Source organism: [Leptolyngbya] sp. PCC 7376, assembly GCF_000316605.1.
Classification (GTDB): Bacteria; Cyanobacteriota; Cyanobacteriia; order Cyanobacteriales; family MRBY01; genus MRBY01.
This window is the reverse complement of sequence record NC_019683.1, coordinates 4,881,848-4,899,184: the sequence shown is the minus strand read 5'-3', so window position 1 is coordinate 4,899,184 and position 17,337 is coordinate 4,881,848. Positions and strand designations below refer to the sequence as shown.

11 protein-coding genes and 1 riboswitch are annotated in these 17,337 nt (G+C 42.3%); of the genes, 4 read left to right on the top strand and 7 right to left on the bottom strand.

The window, feature by feature from the left end; translation table 11 throughout:
* Positions 1 to 39: 39 nt before the first annotated feature.
* On the top strand, positions 40 to 780 hold the full coding sequence (gene psb29, locus LEPTO7376_RS21915; RefSeq protein WP_015136201.1) for a photosystem II biogenesis protein Psp29: 741 nt from the start codon (positions 40 to 42) through the stop codon (positions 778 to 780).
* A gap of 66 nt (positions 781 to 846) precedes the next feature.
* Here the strand turns inward: psb29 and LEPTO7376_RS21910 are convergent, their stop codons facing one another.
* Complete coding sequence (locus LEPTO7376_RS21910) at positions 847 to 1,344, bottom strand: hypothetical protein (protein ID WP_015136200.1); 498 nt, start codon at positions 1,342 to 1,344, stop codon at positions 847 to 849.
* Between the two features lie 226 nt (positions 1,345 to 1,570).
* Here LEPTO7376_RS21910 and cimA point away from each other — a divergent pair, with 226 nt between their 5' ends.
* The gene (gene cimA, locus LEPTO7376_RS21905) at positions 1,571 to 3,181 is read left to right on the top strand and encodes a citramalate synthase (RefSeq protein WP_015136199.1); all 1,611 of its coding nucleotides are present in this window, start codon (positions 1,571 to 1,573) and stop codon (positions 3,179 to 3,181) included.
* Here the strand turns inward: cimA and LEPTO7376_RS21900 are convergent.
* The 6 genes from LEPTO7376_RS21900 to LEPTO7376_RS21880 all read right to left on the bottom strand — a co-directional run bounded on the left by LEPTO7376_RS21900 (position 3,178) and on the right by LEPTO7376_RS21880 (position 11,648).
* Positions 3,178 to 4,212 (bottom strand): iron ABC transporter permease, encoded by a 1,035-nt coding sequence (locus LEPTO7376_RS21900; RefSeq protein ID WP_173391212.1) that lies wholly within the window; start codon positions 4,210 to 4,212, stop codon positions 3,178 to 3,180. The genes cimA and LEPTO7376_RS21900 overlap by 4 nt on opposite strands.
* 47 nt (positions 4,213 to 4,259) lie before the next feature.
* Positions 4,260 to 5,501 carry an ABC transporter substrate-binding protein gene (locus LEPTO7376_RS21895; RefSeq protein WP_015136197.1) on the bottom strand — a complete coding sequence of 414 codons (1,242 nt, stop codon included), beginning with the start codon at positions 5,499 to 5,501 and terminating at the stop codon, positions 4,260 to 4,262.
* Positions 5,492 to 6,256, bottom strand: a complete 765-nt coding sequence (locus LEPTO7376_RS21890; RefSeq protein WP_015136196.1) for a phosphodiesterase — start codon at positions 6,254 to 6,256, stop codon at positions 5,492 to 5,494. Before LEPTO7376_RS21890 ends, LEPTO7376_RS21895 begins: the two co-directional genes overlap by 10 nt.
* Positions 6,257 to 6,325: 69 nt before the next feature.
* Positions 6,326 to 8,353 carry a TonB-dependent siderophore receptor gene (locus tag LEPTO7376_RS21885; RefSeq protein ID WP_015136195.1) on the bottom strand — a complete coding sequence of 676 codons (2,028 nt, stop codon included), beginning with the start codon at positions 8,351 to 8,353 and terminating at the stop codon, positions 6,326 to 6,328.
* Positions 8,354 to 8,516: 163 nt separating this feature from the next.
* Positions 8,517 to 8,648, bottom strand: coding sequence for a hypothetical protein (locus LEPTO7376_RS28535; RefSeq protein WP_264308936.1), 132 nt, complete (start codon positions 8,646 to 8,648; stop codon positions 8,517 to 8,519).
* A riboswitch (cobalamin riboswitch) is annotated at positions 8,646 to 8,799 on the bottom strand. (Overlaps the previous gene by 3 nt.)
* A gap of 146 nt (positions 8,800 to 8,945) precedes the next feature.
* Positions 8,946 to 11,648: a bifunctional diguanylate cyclase/phosphodiesterase gene (locus tag LEPTO7376_RS21880; RefSeq protein WP_015136194.1), complete on the bottom strand. Its 2,703-nt coding sequence runs from the start codon at positions 11,646 to 11,648 to the stop codon at positions 8,946 to 8,948.
* Positions 11,649 to 12,344: 696 nt separating this feature from the next.
* Between LEPTO7376_RS21880 and LEPTO7376_RS21875 the strand changes: the two genes are divergently transcribed.
* Positions 12,345 to 14,531: a ComEC/Rec2 family competence protein gene (locus LEPTO7376_RS21875; RefSeq protein WP_015136193.1), complete on the top strand. Its 2,187-nt coding sequence runs from the start codon at positions 12,345 to 12,347 to the stop codon at positions 14,529 to 14,531.
* A gap of 167 nt (positions 14,532 to 14,698) precedes the next feature.
* Entirely contained in the window at positions 14,699 to 17,314 is a 2,616-nt protein-coding gene (gene gyrA, locus LEPTO7376_RS21870) for a DNA topoisomerase (ATP-hydrolyzing) subunit A (protein WP_015136192.1), read from the top strand.
* The last annotated feature ends 23 nt before the right edge of the window (positions 17,315 to 17,337 follow it).

Genomic DNA, 17,337 nt, shown 5'->3' with positions numbered 1-17,337 from the left:
ACAATATATTAAGTGAAGTATAAGTTTAGGGTTTTATTCGTGAATCAAGTTCGCACAGTCTCCGATGCCAAACGTGATTTCTACGGACAACATACTCGTCCGATTAATTCAATTTTCCGTCGGGTTGTTGAAGAGCTTTTAGTGGAAATGCACTTAGTCTCTGTCAATGTTGATTTTCGTTATGATCCCTTCTATGCGCTTGGGATTGTCACGTCCTATGAGCGGTTTATGCAAGGATATCGTCCTGAATCTGACAAAATTTCTATTTTTCAGGCAATGTGCCAAGCTGTTGGTGGTTCCGCTGAATTCTACAAAAACGATGCAACGGCTCTTGTTGAGTTAGCAAAGCGTTGCTCTGGTCAACAGTTGGTTGATTGTTTCCGCCAGGATAATGCTCCTGAAGGTGCTGGGGAGCTTTGGGCTAAGGTTGAGGCGATCGCCGCAAATAAAAAATTTAAATATAGTCGTTTGTTTGCTATTGGTCTCTACACTTTTTTAGGTGAAGCTGAGCCTGCACTTCTAGAAGATGCAGATAAGCGTGATGAGATGCTGGCGACATTAACTGAGGCGATGAATTTGCCCGGTGAAAAAATGAAAAAGGATCTCGATCTTTATCGCAGCAATCTCGAAAAGATGACCCAAGTTTTAGCTGTTATTGAAGATGCTTTAGTTGCAGAGCGTAAGCGTCGTGAGAAAGCTGAAGCTGAAACGACAACAGAAGATAGTAAGTCTGAAGAAACTCAACCAGAAACTGAAACAACAGATGCTGTATCTGAATAATAGTTTCGAGTGATTTTTATGTTTGAAAACGCTTAAAAACTCTAAACTTCTTGTTGACCTTGAATCTTATTTACTGTTTTCTTTATGAGGCAGTAAATAAGATTCAAGGTTTCGTTTTGGTGGGGTGACATTATTTGTTTGTGGCTCTTCGATTGCTGTGGGCTCTAAGGTTTGATTTTCAGTAATGAAAATTTCGCCAAAATTACTATTGCCGAGCTGTAAATCGTGAAATTTCAATTGGCCTGCCACTTGGATTTTGGTACCAGAAGCTGGCGGTGATGTTTCAGTGATCACCCATATACTGCCTGTTGAGTCAGTGATTTCGTAGGCGCCACCATTAATAAAAGGAGCCGTTTGGGCAACAGTACCCTGAATTTTAATTTCTATGCCTTGCTCTAGATCCGATAGGGCGGCGATCGCCACAATCTTAGAATTATTGCGAGCGATACTGATAAAAGGCTTGTCAGACTGCTGCTGTTGCGAATTAACACTCCAAGGATTACAACTGACGAGACCTGTGGCGATTGAAAATGCGCATACCCAGCGACCTAACTTACTTGCCATTGTGATTACAGATTTGTAGCGAGCGAAACAATACATCAATTTCTAGTGTATCCGACGTGCAACTTTTCTTTTTGATAGCCGATTATTGCGTCAGCAAGACAAACTGTTACCAATTAAAAATTAGTTTAAATAAACATCTCTAATGTTTGTGTTTCGATACTGGCAAACTTAAGAGCCCCAAGGCTGTTGTTAGAATTGACGGCATTCCTTGGATAATGGCCCGTTTATGAAAGAGCAGCAGGTTTGGATTTACGACACTACATTACGCGACGGTTCCCAGCGTGAGGGACTCGCCTTATCCTTTGAAGACAAAATTCGTATCGCCCAAACTTTAGATGAAATGGGGATTCCGTTTATTGAAGGTGGGTGGCCTGGTGCGAATCCCAAAGACGTTCAATTCTTTTGGCATCTGCGCGAAAATCCCCTTAAGCAAGCCCAAGTTGTTGCTTTTTGTTCGACTCGCCGTCCTAATATTTCTGCAAAAGACGACAAATTATTGAAAGCAATTTTGGCAGCAGAAACCCTTTGGGTCACAATTTTTGGGAAATCTTGGGATCTTCATGTCACAGAAGGTCTGCATACTAGCCTCGCTGAAAATTTAGCGATGATCGATGACAGTATTCGATTTCTGAAAAGCCAAGGTCGTCGCGTTATTTATGATGCAGAGCATTGGTTCGATGGCTATAAACATAATCCTGACTATGCGCTACAAACCTTACAGACGGCGGTTGATGCTGGGGCAGAATGGTTAGTTCTATGTGATACGAATGGTGGTACCCTCCCCCATGAAGTGATTGAAATTATCGAAGAGATTTATCTGAAATTGCCTGATTTACAAGTGCCTCTCGGCATTCACACGCACAATGATGCGGGAATGGCAGAAGCGAATGCGGTGATGGCAGTTCAGGCTGGAGCAACGATGGTGCAAGGGACGATTAATGGCTATGGCGAACGGTGTGGCAACGCAAATCTCTGCACCCTAATGCCGACCTTGCAGCTGAAATTAAAGCGTCAATGTCTTGAGTCGATGGCTCTAAATCGATTAACAGCAACGAGTCGTTTGGTGAGTGAAATTGTGAACCTTGCGCCAGATGAGCATGCACCCTATGTGGGTCGTTCTGCGTTTGCCCATAAGGGTGGTATTCATGTGTCGGCGGTGCAGAAAAATCCATTGACTTATGAGCATATTGCGCCGGAATCGATTGGGAATGAGCGGCGAATTGTGATTTCGGATCAGTCAGGTTTGAGTAATATTTTGTCGAAAGCCCAAAGTTTTGGGATTGAGCTAGATAAAAGTAATCCTGAATGTCGGGAAATTCTCCAACAGTTAAAGGATTTGGAGCATGAAGGCTATCAGTTTGAGGCAGCGGAAGCGAGTTTTAAGTTGTTGATTCGCTCAGCCTTAGGGCAACGACAAGAATTCTTCTCGTTACAGGGATTCCATGTGAATTGTGATGTAGGAAATGATTCGAGTTTGGCGATCGCCACTATTAAGTTAGAGGTTCACGGCAAGAAATTATTAGAAGCTGCAGAGGGAAATGGCCCAGTGGCGGCATTGGATGCGGCATTACGAAAAGCCCTCACCAAGTTTTATCCGGCGATCGCCAACTTTGGGTTGACGGATTATAAAGTGCGGATTTTAGATGGCGCAGCGGGCACTGAGGCGAAAACGCGGGTGCTGGTGGAATCAAGTGATGGCAAAACGCGTTGGACAACGGTGGGCGTCTCAAAAAATATTTTGGAAGCATCTTACCGGGCGGTGGTGGAAGGGATTGAGTATGGCTTGTTGATGCACTCCCCCTACCCTTCCGTGCCATTGCCAGTGCATTCGCTTTAGGGTTTATGGCGGCGCAAAATAATGGTGATCACGATGGGTGCACCAAATAAGGCTGTCACTGTATTTAGTGGCAGAGTGAGTTGGCTTCCAGGCAATTGCGCAATGATATCTGCGAGGAGGGCAAGGCTGGCTCCCATCAGGGCGATCGCCGGAATGAGGAGGCGATGATTGACGGTTTTTAGTAAGTATCGGCATAGGTGAGGTACCGCTAAACCAACAAATGAAATAGGGCCACAAAATGCAGTGACAGTGCCCGATAAAATTGCGGTGCTCATAATCACTTGACGGCGAGTTTTTCTAATATTTAAACCTAAACTTTGGGCATATTGTTTTCCTAATAAAAGCGCATTTAAGGACTTGGCTGATAGGTAAGCCATTATGCCACCCACTAAAATCAAAACTGAAAAAATTGGTAATTGCTCTCGTTGAATTTGAGCAAAACTACCAAAGGTCCAACTCAGGTAAAGTCGCATTGCTTCACTTGGACTAAAATGCAGCAGCATGGTCACCAAAGAATTACTGACGTAACCTAACATCAATCCCAAAATTAATAGCGTGGCATTGTGAGGTACTCGACGAGCAATGAGGAGCACTAAACTTAACACGGCGATCGCCCCCAAACTGGCAGCCACCGCCACACTAAAGCTGCCCGCAACGCCACCAATAAAGCCACTGCCTAGGATGACAAGGGCGACTCCTAAACCCGCGCCAGAGTTGATGCCCAGCACAAAAGGCCCAGCGAGAGGATTATTAAATAAGGTCTGCATTTGGATGCCACCGATGCCCAATGCTGCTCCCGCAAAAGTGGCGGCGATCGCCCGTGGAAATCTCAATTGCCAAATGATTTGTTGCCAAACTTCTGTCTGTTGGGAATCTCGCAAAAAGATGATTTCTAGAACTTTATTAAATGGAATTGTTACTGAGCCTAGACATAAACTAATGCTGAATAAACAAAACCAAAGAAAAAACAGCCCTATTAAAACAGTAATGTAAGATGACTTTTGCCACCGAAATACTTTCGGTAATGACACTGAAAAATAATCGAATATTGTCTGTTGAAAAGGGACTTTCACAAATACTAATTTAGCTGCTGATAATAATAGAGTTCGTGTTCTGGCAATTGTTCTGGATAGGCAATTTTAATTAAATCAGCAAGGACAATATCGGGATTTGTAACGCCACTTTCCCAGAAATCATTGCCACCTTCAGGAGCAACACGGGCGTTGGCTGCATAGACTTGTTTTGTCTCAAAGGCAGCGAATAGTCCATAGCGTTTATCTTCTGCTAAGACATCTTTTGCAGACTGCCAAGCCGGATTTACATTGACCCAAATATCTGCATCTTTTGCTTGATCTAAAACAGCCTCTAAATCTAACGGCAAACTTAAACGGGAATCTGTTTCTGACCAAGGATAATTAATATTTGCATCCCGGAAAAATTGTGCCACGTAACTTTTCCCCGCGGGCATATACCAAACCCCCTGAAAAGGGGAACCACTCAAAATCGTTGGTGAATTGGCGAGGGTTTGAGTTTGTTTAATTAGGTCTTGGTAACGTTGGGCGATCGCCGTAAACTCTGCGTTAGCTTTGGCCTCTCCATTAAAAAGTAAAGCTGTAAATTTTAGCCATTCAGCTCGACCTAAAGGCGTTGCCTCGAGATGGGCAGCATCTAAAACAATCGGTTGATTTAGGGCTTCTAGAGTTTTAAACCCACTGCTTTCAGTATTATCGAGGCGATAACTTAAAATGACATCGGTTTGTAAATTGAGGATTTTTTCGGCATCAGATTGTAAATCGCCAACTTCCTGAATAACGCCTTCTTCAATTTTTTTTCGGATAATGTCACTATAAATAAGACGGCGATCCGTAACGCCCACTAAAGACTCTAATTGGTCTAACTTTTCAATGTGGGGCAGATAAGTCGTGGACATCGCCAAAACCCGTTGGGTTGGGATTTCAACGATTGTCGCATTCGGATAGTCTGTTGGTGCAGGTGTGCCACATTGAACAAAAATATAATTTAAATCTTCTGCTGCTTCTTCCCAAGGTTGTTTGACAGTGACAACTTTATAATTTGTGTGGTATTCAACTTCAAATCCTTGGGCAAATTGAGGATCGACTTTGTCAGGGAAATAGTCTGTATTTTTGTCAAACTGCTCAACACAATCATTATTTGATGCAATTTCTGGTGTTGTAACAGTAGATTGGCAAGCTGTTAGAAAGAATCCAAAACTAAGGGCAAATGAAATCGTTTTAGTCGGTCGAAAATAATTAGTGACTTGGGATGATCTTTGAGGCGATCGCCATAGTTTTAAAACCATTGAATTCGATGCACCTCAGTTGTGACTTTGCCATTTTCGCCCAGCTCAATTAATCGAAATCCTGGTTGTTGCCAAGTTTGAATTTTGCCGTCGATCAACTCTTTCTTGGCAGGTGTGACTTGGGTGCAAGTGGCTGGTGTCCCGTAGAATTGCACGCCATGTTTTTCAACATCCACTTGATGGTGGATATGCCCAAAACAAACTACTTTTACTTGGGGATGCTGCGCCAAAATCTGGTGAAAGTCAGTCGAATTTAAAACCGACATCTGTTCAAGCCAATCAATGCCGGTATCGACTGGGTGATGGTGAAAGGCGATCGCCGTGGGGTTATTGCTATTTGCTTCGAGCTCTTCTGCTAACCAATCAAGTTCTGTTTGTGCAAACGTACCTTCACCATATTGAGCTGTTTCTAGGCAAGAGTTTAAGAGAATAAAACACCAATTTTTGTGGTGAAAAAGTTTCTGAGGGCGAAGATATTGGCTGGATAATGCCGACTGCATAAGACTGTAATTATCATGATTGCCCGGTAGCCAATAAGCCGGAATTGCTGTCTTCTCAATCAGTTCTTTGAGATGTTGATAAGCTTCATATTCCCCATCATGGGCGAGATCTCCCGTCAAAAGAATTAGTTCAGGCTCAGCCTTTTTCGCTGTCTCTAAAACTTTTTTGAGAGAATACCAGGTTTGGACACCTCGCATGTCATCTTCCTTGTGGGCGAGGAGGTGAGTATCTGTGATTTGGGCAATTCTGACCATTGTGTTCGACCCCGAGAAATGTCAAGCGCCACTCACCATGCTAGCAAGTGGCATCTCGACAATTTTTAGTTAACGGAATTTGGCATTGACACCAATTTGGAAGCGGCTTCCAACACCGGGAAAATTATCGAAGACTTCAAAATCTTCGTCAAAAATATTCTCCCAACTGGCTGTGAGATTCACGTTTTCGTTAATGGGATAACGGGCGCGAATATCTACATTGGTATAGGAATCAAGCGATGCGGTATTGGTGTTATTGGTGACGCGATCGCCAACATGTTTGAGGAAAAGACCGACATAAGCACCACGACGATTTTCGTAGGCGAGACCAACATTAAAGAAATCTGTCCCGGCGAAACGTACTTCATTATCGATAACGCTGGCGTCATTGTCCTCAAGGATTTTGGAATTATTCATGGTGTAATTCACAAAGCCCCGCAGCGTTTCGTTAAATTGCAAACTCAGCTCAGCTTCAAGACCTTGGTTGCGGACTTTACCGATATTTTCAGGTTGCCCTGCAAAGGTTACTGGATCAAAGACGAAATTAATTGCGTCGTCGATAGTGTTGTTGAAATAGGTCAGGCGGAATAGGGCGCGATCGCCAATCTCTTGGTCAATACCGATATCAAAACTATTGCTGGTTTCGGGAGACAAATCAGGATTGCTGAAACCGGGGAAATAGAGGTCGAGGGCGGTGGGAACTCGGAAATTTCGAGCATAGTTGGCGCGGAGGGCGGTGCGATCGCCTGCTTGCCATTTAATCCCAGCACTGGGAGAGGTGAAAGAACCATCCGCCAAACTGTTAAAGTCCTGTCGAATGCCAAGATTGAGATCCACTTCTGGACTAACCCTAGCGGAGTAACGGGCAAACAGCGCACCTTGGGAAAGATTTTCGTCGTAATCTACAACGTCAAAACTTGTGGCGATAATGTCGCTGCTGCGATAGTCAACGCCGTAGGTGATCCCTTGATTTTCGGTGAATTGCCAATCGTGCTGAACCTGTACACCAACCGAACTATTGTCTAATTCTGTGTCAATAAAGGATTCGCGATTGACGAAAAATAGATCGCCAAAGTCAGCAAAAACCCGCGCTGTCAGTTGTGAGTCATCGGCATTACCTAAACGAGATTGCAGCTCTAGGGACAACAGCCAATCGTCAGAATATTGGTTGGCGGTGAGGCTGCGGCTACTGAATAGGGACACATCATCGATACTGCCTGGCACGCCAATATCTTTACTGGAGTAAATGCCGTTAAATCTCAGTTCGTGGCGATCGCCAATCTTTGTGCTGGCAAGTAAATTGATATTTTGGAGATCGGCTTCGGCATTTTCCCGTGTGCCAGTAAAAGTGCCGTTATCGTAGTCATAATCATTTTCGGCAGCAGTGCGATCATACGCAATCCGAACCGCACTATTTTTTTCGCTGTAGCTGGCTGCAATTTCCTGACGGTTATAGCCCAGGTTCCCAATCTCCGCACCGACTTCCGCAACCCAACCCGCATTGGCTTCTGGCTCGCGCGTCACAATATTAATCACACCGGCGATCGCATTAGACCCAAATAAAGTTGAACCGCCACCGGGTATCAGTTCGATTCGTTCCACATTGGATGTACTCAAACTCGACAGGTCAAAACGCCCATCATTGAATGTATTAATGGGGCGACCATCGAGCAAAATCAGTGTTTGAGCCGAACTATTACCACCGCGAATAATTTGGCTACTCAACGCACCGAGGCGGTTACCTGCCGAACTATCAATAAAAACGCCAGGGAAATAACGCAAAGCTTCATTTACCGTGCGATATCCTTGGGCTTCAATTTGCTCACGATTAATTACATAAGCCGCGCGAGTCGATTCTTTGACAGTACTTTCTTGTCGCAACGGTGCATAAATTGCTTGATTTAAGATCTCATCGATAATCGTAAATTCGAAATCATAAGTCTCATTGAGATTGATGGGAGTAACCGGAATTTCTTCTTGAGAGTTATTTTCTAAATCCTCGTCTATTTGAAATGTCGGGATTTCTGTTTGGGCGATCGCCGCGCTATGACCTAAGGCAACCAAGAAAGCTGCAAGGGATAAAGATTTGATTTTCATATTTTTGGGAAGTCGGTGGCAAAAGATTAAAAAAATGGTGATTTATAGATCGATTGAAGAAATACTGTCCTGCGATAAAAATGGCATTAAAGCAAAGGAAATATCACTCAATTTGAATTGAGCTAAAGTAAATAATATTTAGACATTAAAAAGCTTTTGAAATCTACGTCTTTGCGTTGTGTGGTGAGAACAGAAACGCAGCAGAAAAATATTTAAGAGAACTAAAAAATTGATTGGCGATCGCCAATGGAATGGAATACAGCATCCGTACCTCGCAGATGTAAATAGTGATCATGTACGTATAACTATCGGCGGGCATCCTGACTCAGAAGCTAGTAATCACTAAACCTTCATTACAGTTGCGGGACAGCGATGGATTTGCACCATTCTTTCCCCATTGCTTTTGTCGACTGTTCCTCGACAAAACCGATAAGGCCATCATTATACAGCAGGCGATCGCCTTTCCCTTTTTCTGACAGAAACTCTTCCCTCTAATTTTCTTTAATCAATCTCATTTTTTCCTCTCGCCATGAGAAAAAAATGTTCTAAATGAAGCTTTGAAAAACGAAAAATATGGATATTAATCTATGGATTATTCAGGGTGTATGACATTTTTATTTAATAGGTTGGTAATGGTCTCTGCATTGACAGCTCTACTGAATAAATAGCCTTGAGCAACCTCACAACCAAAACTTTTAAGTATTTGATATTGCTCAACTGTCTCAATCCCTTCTGCAACAATTTCATGACCTAGAATATGTCCCATTTCAACCATTGAGCCTACTAGAAGTTTTGATTTCTGATCAGTAAGCATGTCATTCACAAAGTATTTATCAATCTTTAAATAATCCACTGCCAAATGTTTGAGAGAGGCAAAAGATGAGTAACCGATCCCAAAATCGTCAATGGCTAGTGAAATACCAAGCTCTTTTAACTGTTGGAAAATCTCAAGATTCTGTGGGTCAGTCTGCACAACACTTTCCGTAACCTCTAATTCCAGATTCTCGGGATTTATCCCTGTCTCCGCGATGACTCTACTAATTAAGGGCATAAAATCATTATCGAGAAAATGACTAGGAGAAATATTTACAGCCATCCTTAATGACGGTAAACCTTGCCTTTTCCACGCAACAGCTTGATTGCAAGCGATTTTTAAAACCCACTCTGTGAGCGGTTTAATCATCCCAATTCTTTCCGCCGTATCAATAAACTCATTCGGTGGCACTTGTCCTAATTTTGGGTGATACCACCGTGACAAGGCCTCAACCCCAATAATTTTGCCAGTACTCATCTCAATTTTGGGTTGATAAACGAGGGACAATTGTTGTGTTTCGACTGCCTCTCTCAAATTCTGTTCTACCCGAAAACGATATTCTGCCTGATCCGTAAATTTTTGTTCGTAGAAGGCATACTGATTTTTGCCGCGTTCTTTAGCGGCATAAAGTGACGTATCCGCAGCTTTCAGCAAAGTGGATAAATCCTGACCATCGTCGGGATAATGGGCAATGCCAATACTGCATGCAGGGGTGAACTTTCGACCTGATAACTCGACAGGTTTGGAGATTCTTTCTAGACAACGCTGGGCAACATGGGCTGTGGCATAATCGTCATCAATATCTTTAACGAGAATACAGAATTCATCGCCACTGAGTCGGGCAACAAAATCACCTGTACGACTAATTTTTTCTAAACGCTTAGCAATTTTCTGAAGCAGTACATCGCCAGCATCATGTCCGAGACTGTCATTAACCCCTTTGAAATTGTCTAAGTCGATATAAAGAAGACCAAAACGGCGTTTGTGGCGATCGCTAATTTCGATTAATTCCTCAAGATCTTCATAAAAGTGGGCACGACTAGCAAGTTTAGTTAATTCATCGGTATAAGCTAACTCCCGAATACGTTTTTGGGCATGATCTCGCTCCATCACAATCCCGGCTAACCTCGCCGCAGACGTGAGATCATTAGATTCCTCTTCATTCGGTAAGGCCGGGTAGTCATAGTACATTCCAAATGCGCCGAGTACTTTCCCCGAAGAGCTTTTGATTGGCTCAGACCAACAGCAGCGCATGCCATGGGGAAGGGCTACATGTTTGATTTTTGCCCATTTAGGATCAGTCTCAATATTTTCGACAAGGACACGTTTCCCTGTATATGTTGAAGTGCCGCAGGAGCCGACATTCGGGCCATTTTTGAGACCATGGACTGCATCACAATATGCTTGTGGTAAGCTTGGTGCCCCCCCGTGTAACAACCTGCCATTCTCTAATTCCAGCATTGAGCATCGGAGGCCTGGGTGACGTTCTTCATACAGCAAAGCAATTTCAGCATAGATAGCTGATGCTGGCTTACCTGTGGCAATCATTTCTAAAATTTCGGCATTTCTATTATCAAATGCCTCAGCTTTTTTTCGATCTGTAATATCAACATGGGTGCCGACGAGACGGGTCGCCTTGTCATCAGATTCACGATGCACCAGAAAGGCACGAGACAAGACAAAAACGTTATGGCCGTCTTTATGAATCATTCGCATTTCCACTTCGAATGCATCTATGGCACCTGCTAAATAATCCTGAACTCTATCTAAGACAATATTTTTGTCATCGGGGTGTACAAGCTTTTCCCAAGTACTAAATTGATTTTCTAGTTCCTCTTCTTCATACCCCAGCATACTTTTCCAACGGGGTGAATAGTAGGTTTCATTTGTCTCTAAATTCCAGTCCCATAAACCGTCATTGGCACCACGCATCGCGAGCGAAAATCGCTCTTCACGATGTCCTAAACTTTCTTCGGATTTTCTAGACTTTGTGATGTTGTGTCCAATGCCTAAGACACCAATCAATTTTTTGTTTTGGTTATATATCGGTAGTTTTGTTGTTTTTAAAAGCTTACGATGTTCGTCTTTTGCAAATGTAATCCATTCTTCGTTTGTGACTGATGAACCTTTCTTGATCGCTTTCTGAGCCTGCTTGCTGAAAAAATTGGCTAGTTCAGACTCCATAAAATCGCGATCTGTCTTCCCAATAATTTCTTGTTTCGTTGTGCCAAAAAAATCCTCAAAGCGTTTATTGCAGGCAAGATAAAAACCATTAGAGTCTTTTAGCCAAACTAAATCTGGTAAGGCATTAATAATTTGATTTCGAAATTCAATTTCTTGACTAAGTAGATTACTGATAGCTTTGATGATTATTTTGTTCTGTGAATTCGCAAAGGTATCACTTTTTTTCTGCCAAAGCTGTCTTGATAGATATCTAGATATATTTTTTTCTTCAGTAATCTGGGTTGTGAAATTTTTCATCTCTGGTCAATATCAAGCTTAAATGGCTCTCAGAGAGAGAGTCTGGAGTTTTTTATTAAGCTATTGTCTTTTCTCTTTTGAATAAAGATAAAGCTATATATACACTCTGAGAAATATCAAAAAAACACTTCTTCGAAGTCTAGCTTTAAGTCTCTTTTTTATATTGATTTGAGATACTTAGAGCTGAATATCTTGACTTTATTGGAACTCATTTCCTTGATATTTTAGTTTGGTGAAATATTACTTCTACTAGCTTAAGAACTTAATTGTATATATATGATTGTATTTCAGTTTCCGATAATTTTGAATGCGACTTTTGGCTGAAAAACAGAAGATTAAGATTAAGAAAATATGAATATATAGATGTGAAATGCTGTGAGATTTGTTGTTTATATGGCTTTATCTATGATACTTATTGAATTTTTGTAATTTACCATTACGTATAAATATTTTTCTTAGTGTGTGATTTACTGGAAAAGCTTTATACTTTGTCATGTATACACATAGTGTGTCTTGTCTGCTATCTCTAAAGTTTTGGTTGTAAATCTCTAGAATGCTAATTCTTGGCTGTTTCACCATGGACAATATCGGTGATCTTGAGCGATATTTTCGTTTACTTCGCTGTTCTGAATAATGCAGATAGTTTGTCTGAATTTTGTAATTGTATTTTATTGAATTGGCTACTACGAAAAAATCATGAATATTAATCATGGTGCAATTCTTTGTTTTGGCTATGTGCTCGGTTTATTTTTGACTTGTCTGTGGGGAGGGATTAATGCTAATCCTACAGTTTTACAATGGGTCACTGTCTTAGGGGCGATCACCGCTCTAACTGGGTTATTGATCTGGATTCTGCCACGACATTTTTGGCAAATGAGAGCTCAACTTGTATTGAACTCTGGTTTGATTGCATTGTTGGCAGTCAGTTACTTTCAATTCCGAACACCGAATCTAGCAAGAAGCCCACTCTTTCAACTGACTCAAGAAGAAGCAACTTTATTAAAATATCCAATCGAAATCTCCGGTAAAATCGCAAGTCAACCTCGTACAAAAAGTACTGGAAAACAAACTTTTTGGTTTACTACAGAAATACTGACAACAAAATTCGAGCAATTTCCTATCCAAGAGAAACTCTACATAACTCTTGATGAGATAGAACAGGAAATAAAGGCTGGTGATAATGCCACATTGCAGGGTCGTCTATATCAACCAAAATCTCCAAAAGATCCTTGGTCATTTGATTTTGCAAAATACCTTCAAAAAAATAATGCTTTCTTTGGATTTAAAAGCTGGAAAATTCTATCTTCTCAATCATCAAGTTTTGGAATCTCTAGAGTTAGAGAGAAAATTATTAATATTCACCAAAGGTTTTTAGATCCAGATAAAGCAACTTTATTAAGTGCAATGGTTCTAGGTCAGAAAGTTGTCGATCTTCCTGAATCTCTCTATCACTTATGGGTGAAAGCCGGGCTGGCTTATACAGTTGCGGCTTCGGGCTTTCATGTCTCTCTGTTGCTTGGATTTACGCAATGGTTGACGAGAAAAAAAACAGTGAAAATGCAATTTTATGCTGGTGTCACTATTCTTTCTTTTTATGTTTTGTTGACTGGTTTTCAGCCATCTATATTGAGAGCTGCTTTGATGGGAGGAGCCGGACTTACTGCACTTGTTTTAGATCGGCAAGTTAAACCGCTGAGTTTGCTGTTGCTCGCTGCGACATTGTTACTTTTGTATAATCCTTTATGGATCTGGGATCTGGGTTTTCAGCTTAGTTTTTTAGCGACATTTGGGCTCTTGACAACGCTCGATCCGATTCAAAAAAAGCTAGATTTTGTTCCGCCAACTATAGCTACCGTGATCGCTATTCCGATGGCAGCAAGTTTATGGATATTACCTCTTCTCGCCTATGAGTTTAATGTGATCGCAACTTATAGTATCCCTCTTAGTATCTTGTTTTCACTGCCAATTGCAATTGTGAGTTTGGGAGGAATGCTTAGTGGAGCTATTGGTTTATTTATTCCTATTCTTGGTGGGGCGATCGCCTATTTAGTGGGATTTCCTCTTAGTGCGATGTTGTGGTTGGTGGAAAAAGTTGTTGCATTGCCAGCCAGCAATTTATCAGTTGCATCATTACATTGGTCGCAGCTCATGATTATTTACGGCATAATGCTCTCTATTTGGCTAACGAAATGGGGACAGCGACAAAGCAAAATATTAGGTCTTGGCCTTTGTTTTTTATTTGTTAGTTTCTTGGTAGTGAAACACTATACAACAACAAAAATAGTTGTTTTTGCAGCTGGCGATCAACCAACTTTAATAGCTCAAGTAAACGGTAAAACAATTGTATTTGAGTCTTCACTAGAAAAATCTGTTGAATCTTCTTTATTTTCTTTTCTTGATCAAGCTGGGATAAGTGAGATTGATGCTTTAGTCAAACCACAAAAATCAGAAGACTTAATTGTAGACTCCGTGCTTGAGAATAGATATAAAATTGAAGACGAATATGTGACTGGAATCAATCAGGATGACAGCCATTATCTTCAACCTTTTGAGCAAAAAAAGATTGGAAATATACGATTTCAAATCCTGCAAGAAAAACCTTTATTGTTTGAATTAAGAGTCGCAGAAAACACGTTTTATATTTTGGGCGATTGCCATGCGGATGACCCACCATTGCTCGAACTATCGAAAGGCTATTTGATCACGAATCCAAAAAATATAGATCTTAAACTTTGGGAAACTCTCAAGCCTCAAGGGGTGATCGCCATAGGTTCTCGTCGTGACCATTTTCTGGCGGCAAATTCCATCATTTACTGGACTGATGAAGATGGTGTAATTCAATGGACTCCCAAGCAAGGATTAATTTCTGTTGCGCCAAAGTGATAAGACCTCTAATCTCCCGTTCTGTCTCGTTTAGACGCTTTAGGAAATATGCTAAAATAATGCCTAATAAGATAAATAATCCTGACTTAAAAAGAGTGAATTTTCGTCGTTTTTACTCTTTTTTTGTGGTTATTGACTAATTTTCAACGTATCGGAGCCGAAAACCTATGACCTCCCCACAGGAGCGCATTATTCCCACTGATCTGAGTAACGAGATGTCTCGCTCGTACTTAGAGTATGCGATGAGTGTCATCGTTGGTCGGGCATTGCCAGATGCGAGGGATGGTTTAAAACCTGTTCACCGCCGTATTCTCTACGCAATGTATGAGTTGGGTTTGACCCCCGAACGCCCGTTTCGAAAATGTGCTCGTGTGGTCGGTGAAGTGCTCGGTAAATACCATCCCCACGGTGATACAGCGGTTTATGATGCATTGGTGCGGATGGCTCAGGACTTCTCAATGCGAGATCCGTTAATTAATGGTCATGGTAACTTTGGCTCCATTGATAACGATCCGCCCGCAGCAATGCGTTATACCGAATCGCGTTTGCAGTCTTTAACGACGAATGCGTTATTGCGGGATATAGAGTCAGAAACCGTTGATTTTGCCGATAACTTTGACGGTTCGCAACAAGAGCCCGTTGTTCTCCCTGCACGAGTTCCTCAACTTTTGGTGAATGGTTCCTCCGGAATTGCGGTGGGCATGGCAACCAATATCCCCCCCCATAACCTTGGCGAAATTATTGATGGTGCAACAGCTCTCATCCATAATCCTGAGATTACGATTCAGGAATTGATGCAATTTATTCCGGCACCAGATTTCCCTACAGGGGCTCAAATTTTGGGTCGTTCCGGTATTAAAGATGCCTATTTGACTGGGCGTGGTTCGATCACGATGCGTGGTGTGGCTGAGGTTGAAATGCTTCGCCAAAATGGTCGTGAAAAAGAAGCAATTATCGTCACAGAGCTTCCTTATCAAACCAATAAAGCAGGTTTGATCGAGCGTATTGCCGACATGGTAAACGATAAGAGACTCGATGGTATTTCTGATATTCGCGATGAGAGCGATCGCCAAGGAATGCGGATTGTGATTGAGCTGAAGCGTGATGCTTATGCGCAGGTGGTACTGAATAATCTCTACAAACACACACCACTTCAGAATAACTTTGGCGCAAATATGTTGGCCTTGGTTAATGGTGAACCTCAACTCCTCAATCTAAAACAGTTTCTGACTGTGTTCCTCGACTTCCGTGTAGAAGTCATTACCCGCCGGACGCAATACGAACTCCGCAAAGCCCGAGAACGCGATCATATTTTGCAGGGTTTGTTAATTGCGCTCAGTAATCTTGATGCTGTAATTGCATTGATTCGTCGTGCAGCAGACTCGGCAACGGCTCGTACAGAACTCATGGAAGGCTACGAACTAAGTCAGCCTCAAGCTGATGCGATCCTTCAAATGCAGTTGCGTCGATTGACAGCACTTGAAGCAGATAAGATTCAGGCCGAGCATGAAGATCTGCAACTCAAAATTACTGATCTCGAAGATATTCTGGCGCGACGTGAGCGAGTTGACGCCATCATTGAAGATGAATTAACCGAAATTAAGACCATCCACCAGAGCGATCGCCGCACTGAGATTGTCTTTGACGCTGGTGATTTACAGGATATTGACCTGATTGCCAATGAGCGCTCCGCAATTTTATTAACGGAGCAAGGTTACATCAAACGGATGCCTGTGGCGACTTTCGATGCCCAGAACCGAGCGACTCGCGGTAAAGCGGCTGCAAAAATGAAGGAAGACGATGGCATTGATCACTTCCTTACCTGTTGTGACCATGACCATGTGTTGTTCTTCACAGATCGAGGTGTCGTGTATTCGCTCCATGCCTACCAAATCCCTGAATCTTCCCGAACGGCAAGAGGTTTGCCCGCTATTCAATTGTTGCCGATTCCGAAGGAAGAAAAGATTACTTCAATGATTCGGGTCAGTGAGTTTACGGAAGATGAATATCTTGTAATGCTGACTCAGAATGGTTATATCAAGAAAACGACTCTGTCGGCATTTGCTCGCATTCGTTCTAATGGTTTAATCGCAATTTCCCTTGAAGATGGTGACCAACTCAATTGGGTGCGCCTTGCTCGCCAAGAAGACAGCATTATTGTGGCGAGTAGCGAAGGGATGGCCATTCATTTCCAAGCGGATAGTAAACAACTTCGTCCCCTTGGTCGCTCAACCCGTGGTGTGCGGGCGATGAAACTCAAATCTGATGATGACATGCTTGTCAGTATGGACATTGTTTCTGCACAAATTACGGCGGCGATCGCCGCATCGGATGAAGCGGAAGAGGACGAGGACAACGAAGATATTCTTGAAGATGTGGATAATGGCCCTTGGGTTGTGGCTGTGACGACCAAAGGCTTTGGTAAGCGTGTTCAAGTCGGGCGTTTCCGACTCCAAAATCGTGCTGGCGTTGGTTTACGGGCAATCAAATTTAAGTCTAAGGGCGATCGCCTAGCTTCTCTACGGATCGTTCATTCAGGTAATGAATTAATGCTGGTGACATCCCGTGGCATTATGATTCGTCAGGCTGTGGAATCAATTTCACTCCAATCCCGTAATGCAACAGGTGTAAGGGTTCAGCGTCTCGATAAAGAAGATGCAATTGTTGCTGTTGCCCTTGTACCAGAAGCTGCAGACGAAGATGTGGAAGATACTCAAGATGAGCACACCATCGATGGAGATTCAGTTGAGCTCGAAATGACAGAATCCACTGAAGAAGAATAAATCCACATTGAGTGATAAATAAA